The following is a 10,993-nucleotide window of genomic DNA, read 5'->3' as shown; positions in this document are numbered from 1 at the left end:
GGCGAACATCCCAAGCTCGAGCCCGACGATCCCACTACCAGCGCAGACTCGATCACCAAGCCAGCCGGAAGATCAAGTGACGTTGGAGTACTAGGGTGGGCCTGGAAGGCGATGATCGCCTCTGGCCGGTAGCCAACCGTGTGGATCATGGGGGTGTCCATGCGTGGGCCGAGACGTGGTCCGGTCTGGGCGGCCCAGTTGTGGATGCGCCAGCGCCGGCGCAGGTGGCGTACCCGACGGGAACGGCATGCCGAGCGGAATCGCCGCCGGCGGACCGACGAGCGGCCCGACCACCGGATGAGCTGGCGGCACCACCGCGGGCTGCGGTGGGGGATCGTCGCCACCGGCGGGGTGCTCGTGGTGTGGACCGTCTTCTCGCTGGTTCTGACGGTCCTCAACATCGAGCCCGATTTTCTGCCGGTGTCGCAGTGGTGTGCGGGAGATCCGCCGAGGTCGTACTACTGCGGGCAGGTGGAGGGCTTTGTCAGGGGACCACTTATTCTGGCGTTGGGCCTCGCAGTCTTTTTGTTCTGGCGGTACGTCCCGGTCCGGCGCTGGTACGACCGCAACGCCATGCGCAACCTTCGGATGGTGCTTCCCACCGCCGAACGCGACAGCAGTGCGAGCTACGTGGTGGGCCGGGACGAACTGTGCGAAATGATGGTCCAGCGGCTCCGCGACGAGCACCGCCGACGGCCGCTGCTGCTGGTGGGCGGCATCGGCACTGGCAAGACCGCGACCCTGGTACGTCTCGCGGAGATGCTGATGGCCAGCGACGTCGTGCCGGTCGGGATCGATTTGCGCACCGTCACGGACCCGGCGAAGCTGAACTTCCACCAGCTCGCCCTCGAACAGTTCCAAAGGACCATCGACAGCCAGTTGCGCGCCGCCGGCGAGGCCGACAAGGTGTGGCGCCGGCTGTGGCTGGAGAACCGCATCGTGGTGCTGGCCGACGGCCTGGAAGAGGTGCTCGCCGACTCCGACCAGCCCGCCGACCGGGACAGCGTGCTCCGCGAGGCGGTGCGGGACGCGGTCCGCGAACGGCTCCCTCTGGTGGTCGCCTCACGGCCGGACGATCCGCTGCGCGGGTTGGACGCGCTGCTGCTGCAACTCGAGCCGCTTTCCAACGGTGCCGCGTTGGAGTACGTGCAGGCCCGCAGCCACCGCTCGGACGCTGGCCAGCAGTGGGATCGGATCACTGAGCTGGTCAAGGACGCCGACGTCGCGGACTCACCGTTTTACCTGCGGGTAATCAGCCAGCTCCATGAGGTGGACCGCCTGGACCGGGTTGGGCCAGCGGGCCAGGGCAGATCCGCGCTGCGCTGGTGTCTGCTGGAGGAATGGTGGGCTGCCATCGTCGCCGGGGATCTGTTCGAGGACTACGGGATGCCGCAGACCGAACGGACAGACGCGATCGAAGTGCTCTCCGCGCTCGCCTGCATTGGGTTGCGCGACAACCGGCTGTCGGTGCGTACCACCGAGATCATGAGCGCCGACGGCGCGAAGGACGCTGGCCGGCAGTGGATCCTGGCCGAGCTCCGGGCCCGGCTGCACAAGCTCAGCGCCGACAACCCGCAGGACCTCGGGCTCGCCGAGACCACCGGAGAGGAGCTGAACATCGTGGTGAAGCGGCAGGACGGGGTGCGTTTCCAGAACGGGATGGTCCAGGCGTACCTCGGCTCGCGCTACCTCGCCGCGGCCCTGCGCGACGACGACTTTCTGAAGCACGCCTTCACCGAGAACCACGGCCCTGGGCGGGAGCTGCTCGCCGCCCTCACCCTCTACACCCACAGCGGGGGCGCGTTCGAACGGCTGGACGGGCGGCGGAGGCCACCGGTGCCGCACGGAATCCTCCGGCTCCGGGACGCCCTTCGTCAAACGGTGGGAGCGCCGCCGAGCGCCCGCGACACGAGCACCACCCGGGTCCGGTCCATCGCTCTCGTCCACCGTCTCTGTGCCGCAGCGACCGGGACACGCAACCGCACCCGAGCACTGGAGCTGTTCGCGGCCGCGCTGGAGATGGACGCCGCCAGCGGACACGCGGCGCACCGGAAACTGGCCGAGGCGATCCTCGGCGCCTGGCCGAACTATCAGGGGGACGGCTCGGTCACCGACCGCCCGCTCGAGGACGCCAAGATCGCACTGGTGCATCGGTACGGCGACGCCGCGCGGCAATTGCGGGACCGGCCCCCGGAGCCCACCGGATTCCGGGGACAGCCGCCCACACCGCAGTACCGGCGGCTGTTCCAGATGATGGAGCACGAGACGTCGTACCTGCCCCGGCTGACCGCGGCCCGTCAGATCGCCAGCGGCGGCAACGCCGCCGTCCGCTCCCTGCGCGGCCTGCTCGACCAGCCGCCTCAGGCGGCCGATACCCAGGGCCGGGAGCGCCTCGAGGAGCTGCGGACCTGGCTCGCCCCGTCCCTATTCCTCTTCACCGACGCCGCACACCCTCCCGGCGAACCGGACTGGCAGGGCGTGGCCCGGGGTACCCTGCACCGCTGGGTCGACCGCCTGGCCACCGACTTCCGCGAAGGGGCCCGCGTCTATGAGATCACCCTGGCACAGGGGTTCCGGATGGCGGCCAACTGGCGCACGTATCCGGCGCACCGCAATGTGCTGATCGAGGAAGCCGAGAAGGCGTTGCGGCACTCCCGGTTCTGGTACTCCCACCTGGTGCTCATCCAGGCGCTCACCCTGCTCGCCCTCCCCCGTGATCCCGGCGAGGCGTTGCGCGAACGGGGTCACGGTTCGGACCCGCGCGGCCTGGTGGGCTTCTGGACCTCCATCGCCGGCGGCGGGCTCCGCGCCCCGCAGCCCGGCAGCGGTACAGCCCACCCCCTCGTCCTCGAGGTCGCGGACCTGTGCGTCGAGGCGCTCATCGACCGCCATCCGGAACGGCACTGCTGGCTGGACGAGCGGGAGATCGTCGGGCGGATCGGGTCGGACAGCCCCCAGCCGGGCATTCGCCGGCACCAGGCCTCCTGGCTGCCGCCCTGGCACGGCTGGGCCGTCCTGGAACCGCGGGCCCAACGGCTGCTGGCCGACGTGATGCTGCTGCTCAATCTCGCCGACCGGGGACGGGACAACGACCAGCGGGCCCGCCGGCTCACGCGAGCCAGCCGGGCCGAGCTACCCCCGTGCCTCACCATCGACCGCACCGCCATGCGGGTCAACCTCAGCCGCCGCCAGGCCCACGACGTACTACCCGGGGCGACCTGCATCGACGACTGCCCCTTCCGACTGTGCCCGCTGCCACCAAAGGGCGACGAACTGCCGTACCAGATGGACGAGGCATTCTGCGCCCACCAGATCGACCTCGTCGGGCGCGCGCTCCGGCCGTCCGGGCGGGCGGACTGGCAGGCGGTCAACCGGCAGGACCTGCGGACGTTCTGGCGGGAGATGTCCGAGCGGATGGCCCCCGCCTGGCGGAAGTAGTCAGACCTAACTTGCGAGCGGCGCTTTACACCGCAGCTTCTCGAAGGATGATGTCCATTGACAGACATCTTTGTGAAAAGGCGCCGACCCTTCGTGAAGATCGACCGGTAGTCGCGTCGGCGCGCCAGACGATTCAACGCTGCGGCCCCGCGCGGTCCCGAGGCAAGCGGGCAGGGCGGGTGCCGATGCGACGGCGGCAAGCGGCACGATGTCAGCCATGACCGTGCCAGCCCGTCCGCCGCTTGCCGTACTGGAGGCGGTGCTGGAGCGGTTGACATATGTCAACGAGGAGACCGGGTACACCGTTGCCCGCGTGGCCACCAACCGTGGCAGCGATCTGCTGACCGTGGTCGGGGCGCTGCTCGGCGCGCAGCCGGGTGAGACGCTGCGGCTGCAGGGGCGGTGGTCGTCGCACCCGAAGTACGGTCGGCAGTTCGAGGTCGACTCCTACTCCACGGTGCTGCCTGCCACGATTCAGGGCATCCAGCGCTATCTCGGCTCGGGCCTCGTGAAGGGTATCGGCCCGGTGTTCGCCGAGCGGATCGTCGCCCATTTCGGCCTGGATACCCTGCGAATCATCGAGGAGGAACCCGCCCGCCTGGTGGAGGTGCCGGGGCTGGGGCCGAAACGCACGGCGAAGATCACCGCCGCGTGGGAGGAGCAGAAGGCCATCAAGGAGGTGATGGTCTTCCTGCAAGGTGTGGGCGTCTCCACCTCCCTCGCCGTGCGGATCTACAAGCAGTACGGCGATGCCTCCACCGACGTGGTCACCAAGGAGCCGTACCGGCTGGCTGCGGACGTGTGGGGCATCGGCTTCAAGACCGCCGACACCATCGCCCAGGCCGTCGGCATCCCCCACGACAGCCCCCAGCGGGTCATGGCCGGCCTGCAATACACGCTGTCGGAGGCCACCGACTCAGGCCACTGCTACCTACCGGCTCCCGAGTTGGTCGCCGACGCGACGAAGATCCTCGACGTGCCCGCCGACCTCGTCACCCGCTGCCTCGACGACCTTGTCGCCGACGAAGGAGTCGTCCGCGAGACGCTGCCCGCCGGGGACGGGGAGGCGGTGCAGGCGGTGTACCTGGTGCCGTTCCACCGCGCCGAGCAATCCCTCGCCAGTTCCCTACACCATCTGCTCACCACCCCGGCCGACCGGCTGCCTCACTTCACGAATGTCGACTGGGGCAAGGCTCTCGCATGGTTGAAGGCACGCACCGGCAACGACCTCGCTGCCGAGCAGGAGCAGGCGGTCCGTCTCGCCCTGACTGCGAAGGTGGCGGTGCTGACCGGCGGGCCGGGCTGCGGCAAGAGTTTCACCGTCCGCTCGATCGTCGAACTCGCTGCCGCCAAGAGAGCCAAGGTCACCCTTGTCGCCCCGACCGGCCGGGCCGCAAAACGCCTGTCCGAGCTCACCGGGCATCCCGCCGCCACCGTGCACCGGCTGCTCCAGTTACGCCCCGGCGGCGACCCCTCCTACGACCGGGACAATCCCCTCGACGTCGACCTGCTCGTCGTCGACGAGGCCTCCATGCTCGACCTGATCCTGGCCAACAAACTCGTCAAAGCCGTCCCACCCGGCGCCCATCTGCTGCTCGTCGGCGACGTCGACCAGCTCCCCTCCGTCGGTGCTGGCGAGGTCCTGCGCGACCTGCTCGCCGCCCCCACTATTCCGCGGGTGCGGCTGACGCAGATCTTCCGCCAGGCCGCCCAGTCCGGTGTCGTGACCAATGCCCACCGCATCAACGCCGGCCGCCCACCCGTGGTTCAGGGCCTGCCGGACTTCTTCCTGTTCGCCTGCGACGACACCGACGCCACCGCCGCCCTCACCGTCGACGTCGCCTGCACTCGCATACCGGCCAAGTTCGGCCTTGACCCGCGCCGGGACGTGCAGGTTCTCACTCCCATGCACCGCGGTCCGGCTGGTGCCGGCGCGCTCAACACGCTGCTGCAACAGCACCTCACCCCGCACCGGGAGGGGCAGCCGGAGCGGCGCGCGGGTGGGCGGGTGTTCCGGGCCGGTGACAAGGTCACCCAGATCCGCAACAACTACGACAAGGGCCAAGCGGGCGTCTTTAACGGCACCCTCGGAATCGTCACCGCGCTCTCCACGGAGGAGCAGACCCTCACGGTGCGTACCGACGAGGACGAGATCATTGACTACGACTTCGACGAACTCGACGAACTCGCCCACGCCTACGCCATGACCATCCACCGCTCCCAAGGCTCGGAATACCCCGCCGTCGTCATCCCCCTCACCACCAGCGCCTGGATGATGCTCCAACGCAACCTGCTCTACACCGCCGTCACCCGCGCCAAACAACTCGTTGTCCTCGTCGGCTCCCGCCGGGCCCTCGCCGCAGCCGTCCGCACCGTCAGCGCCGGCCGCCGTCACACTGCACTCGACCACCGCCTCAGTCGCCTGTGACGGGAGTATCTGGGCGATCGAACGGGCCGCTGGCCTGGACATGGGCGAGGACCTGGACTGCGTGTGGTGGTCGGCGGTCTGGCGCTCGCCGCGTTGGGCTTGGGAGCGCGTCCGACGGCGGTCGCGGATGCCGTTGGGCGGCCAAGGCCCGGCCAGGGGCTTTCAGGTCGTCAGGGTCAGACGGCTGCGCCGGGGCCTGGCAGCGGGTCGATGTCGTTTGCGTGCATCGGCTCGCCGCAGTGGGTGCACCGCAGGTCGACACCGCTGACTTCGCCGCACGCGTGGTGGCGGTAGAGCACTGGCGGGCCGGTCTCGCCGGCGAGCCATTTGTCTCCCCAACGGGTCATGACCATGAGCAGGTCGACCAACTCGGTGCCCTTCTCCGTCAGGATGTACTCGTAGCGCGGTCGCCGGTCGTAGGGGCGGCGTTCGAGCACGCCCTGGTCGACGAGGTGGTTCAGTCGCTCGGTCAGGACTTTGCGTGAGATTCCGAGGTCGGCCTGGAGCTGCTCGAACCGGTTGAGCCCGACCCATACGTCGCGCAGGACCAGCGGTGACCAGGGCTCCCCGATGACGTCGAGCGTGCGTGCGATCGAGCACGCCATTTTGCTGAAGTCCGTGCGTTGCATGGAACCAGCCTACCAATTGGGGTTCCCTTAGGGAACTGAGGTTGCTATGGTCACAGCGTCTCTTGAAGGAACCCCAGAAAGGATCACGGAGATGAGCAAGGTCATCAGCGCCCACGCGGTGTCGGTCGACGGTTACATCACCGGCCGCGGGCCCGGCGCCGGGCGTGGGCTCGGCGACGGGACGATGCTCTTCGACTGGTACTTCGACGGCGACACACCCAGCCAGGTGTTCGACGGCTTCAGGCTGAGCGAGCCCAGCACACGGGTCTTCGACGCCCTCGCCGGGCGCGTGGGCGCGGTCGTGGCGGGCCGCAACACCTATGAGGACTCCGACCATTTCGGAGGGGGCAGCCCCCACCCGACGGCCCGGCTGTTCGTCCTCAGCCACCGGCCCGCACCGGAGATCAGCGAGCGGCAGACCCTCGTCACCACCGGCATCGAGGACGCGGTCGCCGCGGCCCGCGAGGCCGCCGGCGACAAGGACGTCGGCCTCATGGGCGGCGGCGTCGTAACCGAGGCGTTGATAGCGGGGCTCGTCGACGAGATGGTCCTCCACCAGGTGCCAGTCCTACTCGGCGGCGGCCGGCCCTTCTTCCAGGCGCTGCCCGGGCATGTGCGACTCCGCCTCGTCGACGCCGTTCCGGCGCCCGGCGTCACCCACCTCCACTACAAGGTCGAGCGATGACCCTCGTCACCGGCAACGTCGCGTCGCGCGCCGACAACCACGCCACAAGCCCACCCAGAACCCACGCCAGGAGATGACCACGATGCTCAACCCCGACGTGCGCCGCGTGCTCGACGGCACCCCGATCGCACACCTCGCCAGCGTCCTGCCCGACGGCGCCCCCCACTGCGTCCCTGTCTGGATCGGCACGCACGGCGACCACATCGCGATCCTCACCGGCCCGAGCACCCGCAAAGCCCGCAACCTACGCCGCGACCCGCGGGTCGCGCTCTCCCTGACGCCCACCGACAACCCGTTCCAGCCGGTCATCATCCGCGGCCGCGTCATCGAGTGGCTCGAAGACGACGCCGCCTGGACGATCGTCGACCAACTGGCCACCAAGTACACCGGCCAGCCGTACCCGCGAGACGAACGGCGGGTCGTTGCGGTTATAGAACCCGAGCGGCAGACGATAGGTGTCGCATGAGCCGACGCGGGTCCGTGGCGACTGTCCATCTCTTCACACGTCCGAGTGAATGCCGGGCATGCGGACGAAGTGGGGGCAGGGCGTGGTCGGCGCCGTTCGGGTCGCCTCCGCCAAGGGCGGCTGGCTCTTCAAACGCCGCAGACTACCCGGCTCCGCCGCCGTGACGGGCGGCCGGTCGCGAGTAGACCGGCCGCCGTAACGGCGAATCGGATCAGGCGCGGCGCAGCCAGAACGTCAGGCCGAGGTCGGCGTCCTGGTGCGGCGTGGCTGCCCAGTCCGGCTCGCCGGGGCCGAACCGCACCGCGAGCACCTCGTCGGCGACCATGTCGCGGTGCTCGTCGAGCGCCGCCGCGACGTCGTTCTGGGCCGCTGCGTAGCGCAGCTCGATCCGGTCGGAGACTTCCAGCCCGCTGGTCTTGCGGGCCTCCTGGATTAGGCGGATCGCCTCGCGGGCGAGCCCGGCGCGGCGCAGCTCCGGGGTCAGCTGCAGGTCGAGCGCGAGCGTGGCGCCGGCCTCCGAGGCGACCGCCCAGCCTTGGCGCGGCGTCTCGGTGATGATCACGTCGTCGGGGCCGAGGGTCAGCGGCTCGCCACCGACGATCACGGTGGCCTCGCCGGCCGCGAGGCCCCGCTTGATGGCGGCGGCGTCGGCCGCGGCGATGGCCTTGGCCACGTCCTGCACGGCCTTGCCGAACCGCTTGCCGAGGGTCCGGAAGTTCGCCTTGGCGGTAGTGTCGACCAGCGACGCCTCTGAGGCGCTGAGCGGCAGGACCACGGCGACGTTGAGCTCTGCGGCGATCTCTGCGATGAGCTGCGGCTCCAGGTCGGCGAAGCCCTGTGCCGAGGCGAGCGAGCGGGCCAGCGGTTGGCGGGTCTTGACCCCGGACTCGGCGCGTGCCGTGCGACCCAGTTCCACCAGGCGTCGGGCCACCGTCATCTGCTCACCCAGTCGGGGATCGATCAAGCATTCGTCCACCTCCGGATACGCCGCCAGGTGCACCGACGGGGCGGCCGTCGGGTCCACCGCCACCACGATGTCCTGCCAGACCCGCTCGGTGATGAACGGGATGAGCGGCGCGAGCAGCAGGGTCACCGTTCGTAGCGCCTCGTGCAGGGTGGCCAGGGCGGCCGGGTCGCCGCGCCAGAAGCGGCGGCGGCTGCGCCGGACGTACCAGTTCGACAGGTCGTCGACGAACGCGGCGAGCAGCTTGCCTGCCTCCTGGGTGTCGAACGCGGCCATCGCCTCGTCGACCTGACGCACCAGGACGTTGAGCTCAGAGAGCAGCCACCGGTCGAGCACCGGCCGGTCCGCCGCCGGCGCCGGGTCCTCAGCGGACGGCACCCAGTTCGCGGTGCGGCCGTAGAGCGCCTGGAAGGCGACCGTGTTCCAGTAGGTCAGCAGCGTCTTGCGGACCACTTCCTGCAGGGTCGTGTGACCCACCCGGCGGGATGACCAGGGCGAGCCTGCGGCGGCCATGTACCAGCGCACGGCGTCGGCGCCGTGCTGCTCCATCAGCGGGATGGGCTCGAGGATGTTGCCCAGGTGCTTGGACATCTTGCGGCCGTCTTCGGCGAGGATGTGCCCGAGACAGACGACGTTCTCGTACGAGGACCGGTCGAAGACCAGCGTGCCGACGGCCATGAGGGTGTAGAACCAGCCGCGGGTCTGGTCGATCGCCTCGCAGATGAACTGGGCCGGGTAGCTGCGCTCGAACAGTTGCTGGTTGCGGTGTGGGTAGCCGAACTGGGCGAAGGGCATTGCGCCCGAGTCGTACCAGGCGTCGATGACCTCCGGCACGCGCGTCGCCGTCGCGCCGCAGTGGCAGGTGAGGGTGACGTCGTCGACGAATGGGCGGTGCGGGTCGAGGTTCGACAGTTCCCGCCCGGTCAGCTCGCTGAGTTCGGCGAGCGAGCCGACACAGGTCAGGTGTTGCTGCGGGCAGCGCCAGATCGGCAGCGGGGTGCCCCAGTAGCGGGACCGTGACAGGGCCCAGTCGACGTTGTTGGTCAGCCAGTCACCGTAGCGGCCGTGCTTGATGGTCGCGGGGTGCCAGTTGGTGCGCTCGTTCTCGCGCAGCAGCTGGTCGCGGATCGCCGTGGTGCGCACGTACCAGGACGGCTGGGCGTAGTAGATGAGCGGCGTGTGGCAGCGCCAGCAGTGCGGGTAGCTGTGCTCGTACTGCTGCTCGCGGAACAGCAGGCCGCGGTTCTGCAGGTCGGTGACCAGCGGCGCGTCGGCGTCCTTGAAGAACATCCCGCCGACCAACGGGATCTGCGTCTCGAACGTGCCGTCGGGGCGCACCGGGTTAACCATCGGCAGCCCGTAGGTCCGGCAGCTGGCGAGGTCGTCGGCGCCGAACGCGGGTGCCTGGTGGACCAGGCCGGTGCCGCTGTCGGTCGTGACGTAGGTCGCGAGTATGACGAGGTGCGCGTCCGGCACGTCGACCAGGTCAAACGGCCGCCGGTAGGTCCAGCGCTCCAGCTCCTTGCCGGTGAAGCTGTCGCCGGTGCGGGTCCAGCCGTCGAGGACCTGCTCCAGCAGCGGCTCGGCGACGACGAGCCGCTCGGTGCCGTCGGTCGCCACCACGTAGGTGACGTCCGGGTGTACCGCCACGGCCGTATTGGACACCAGGGTCCACGGGGTCGTCGTCCAGACCAGTAGTGACGCCTGCCCGGCGAGGGGTCCCGAGGTCAGCGGGAATCGCACGAACACTGAGGGATCCGTGTCGTTCTCGTAGCCCTGCGCCAGCTCGTGGTCGCTCAGCGCGGTCTGGTCGCGTGGGCACCACGGTGCCACCCGGAAGTCCTCCACCAGCAGGCCCTGGTCGAAGATCTGCTTGAGCGACCACCAGACGGATTCCACGTAGTGTGGGTCCATGGTGCGGTACGCGTCGTCCATGTCGACCCAGTAGCCCATGCGCTCGGTCAGCTCGGCGAAGGCGTCCGTGTGTCGGGTCACTGATTCCCGGCATTTGGCGTTGAACTCGGCGATGCCGTAGGCCTCGATGTCCTGCTTGCCGGTGAAGCCGAGTTCCTTTTCCACCGCGAGCTCGACCGGCAGGCCGTGGCAGTCCCAGCCCGCTTTGCGGGGGACGTGGAAGCCCTTCATGGTCTTGTAGCGCGGGAAGATGTCCTTGAACACCCGCGCCTCGATGTGGTGGGTTCCCGGCAGCCCGTTGGCGGTCGGTGGGCCTTCGTAGAAGATCCAGTCGGGCCGCCCCTCGGTCTGCTCGAGGCTGCGCTTGAAGATGCTGTTGCTGTGCCAGAAATGCAGCACCTCATGGTCAAGGGTGGCCAAATCGACCTGCGCGGGCACGGTTCTGTACATCCGGTCGGTCCTCCGTCGG

The 10,993-nt window shown here is 69.4% G+C and carries 6 protein-coding genes; 4 read left to right on the top strand and 2 right to left on the bottom strand.

Annotated features, from left to right (window positions below; all coding sequences use genetic code 11):
- The first annotated feature begins 159 nt into the window (after positions 1–159).
- Positions 160–3,438 (top strand): NACHT domain-containing protein, encoded by a 3,279-nt coding sequence (locus ABZ783_RS35750; RefSeq protein ID WP_357447053.1) that lies wholly within the window; start codon positions 160–162, stop codon positions 3,436–3,438.
- A gap of 208 nt (positions 3,439–3,646) precedes the next feature.
- On the top strand, positions 3,647–5,866 hold the full coding sequence (locus tag ABZ783_RS35745) for an ATP-dependent RecD-like DNA helicase (protein WP_357447051.1): 2,220 nt from the start codon (positions 3,647–3,649) through the stop codon (positions 5,864–5,866).
- A 176-nt stretch (positions 5,867–6,042) separates the two neighbouring features.
- Here the strand turns inward: ABZ783_RS35745 and ABZ783_RS35740 are convergent, their stop codons facing one another.
- Positions 6,043–6,495 carry a helix-turn-helix domain-containing protein gene (locus ABZ783_RS35740; protein WP_357447048.1) on the bottom strand — a complete coding sequence of 151 codons (453 nt, stop codon included), beginning with the start codon at positions 6,493–6,495 and terminating at the stop codon, positions 6,043–6,045.
- A gap of 91 nt (positions 6,496–6,586) precedes the next feature.
- Between ABZ783_RS35740 and ABZ783_RS35735 the strand changes: the two genes are divergently transcribed.
- Positions 6,587–7,180, top strand: coding sequence for a dihydrofolate reductase family protein (locus ABZ783_RS35735; RefSeq protein ID WP_357447045.1), 594 nt, complete (start codon positions 6,587–6,589; stop codon positions 7,178–7,180).
- Positions 7,181–7,253: 73 nt separating this feature from the next.
- Positions 7,254–7,646, top strand: a complete 393-nt coding sequence (locus ABZ783_RS35730) for a PPOX class F420-dependent oxidoreductase (protein ID WP_357447042.1) — start codon at positions 7,254–7,256, stop codon at positions 7,644–7,646.
- Between the two features lie 211 nt (positions 7,647–7,857).
- Here the strand turns inward: ABZ783_RS35730 and ileS are convergent, their stop codons facing one another.
- Positions 7,858–10,974 (bottom strand): isoleucine--tRNA ligase, encoded by a 3,117-nt coding sequence (ileS, locus tag ABZ783_RS35725; RefSeq protein ID WP_357447039.1) that lies wholly within the window; start codon positions 10,972–10,974, stop codon positions 7,858–7,860.
- Positions 10,975–10,993: the final 19 nt, after the last annotated feature.

The sequence above is a fragment of the Micromonospora sp. NPDC047738 genome (genome assembly GCF_040642675.1).
In the GTDB taxonomy this organism is placed as follows: domain Bacteria; phylum Actinomycetota; class Actinomycetes; order Mycobacteriales; family Micromonosporaceae; genus Micromonospora.
The sequence above is the reverse complement of the archived record's forward strand: the minus strand, read 5'-3'. Positions and strand labels throughout refer to the sequence as shown.

Bases quoted from the DNA above. Each gene is read 5' to 3' on its own strand.
- ABZ783_RS35745 (WP_357447051.1), top strand. From the start codon at position 3,647: ATGTCAGCCATGACCGTGCCAGCCCGTCCGCCGCTTGCCGTACTGGAG.
- ABZ783_RS35740 (WP_357447048.1), bottom strand. From the start codon at position 6,495: ATGCAACGCACGGACTTCAGCAAAATGGCGTGCTCGATCGCACGCACG.
- ABZ783_RS35735 (WP_357447045.1), top strand. From the start codon at position 6,587: ATGAGCAAGGTCATCAGCGCCCACGCGGTGTCGGTCGACGGTTACATC.
- ABZ783_RS35730 (WP_357447042.1), top strand. From the start codon at position 7,254: ATGACCACGATGCTCAACCCCGACGTGCGCCGCGTGCTCGACGGCACC.
- ileS (WP_357447039.1), bottom strand. From the start codon at position 10,974: ATGTACAGAACCGTGCCCGCGCAGGTCGATTTGGCCACCCTTGACCAT.
- ABZ783_RS35750 (WP_357447053.1), top strand. From the start codon at position 160: ATGCGTGGGCCGAGACGTGGTCCGGTCTGGGCGGCCCAGTTGTGGATG.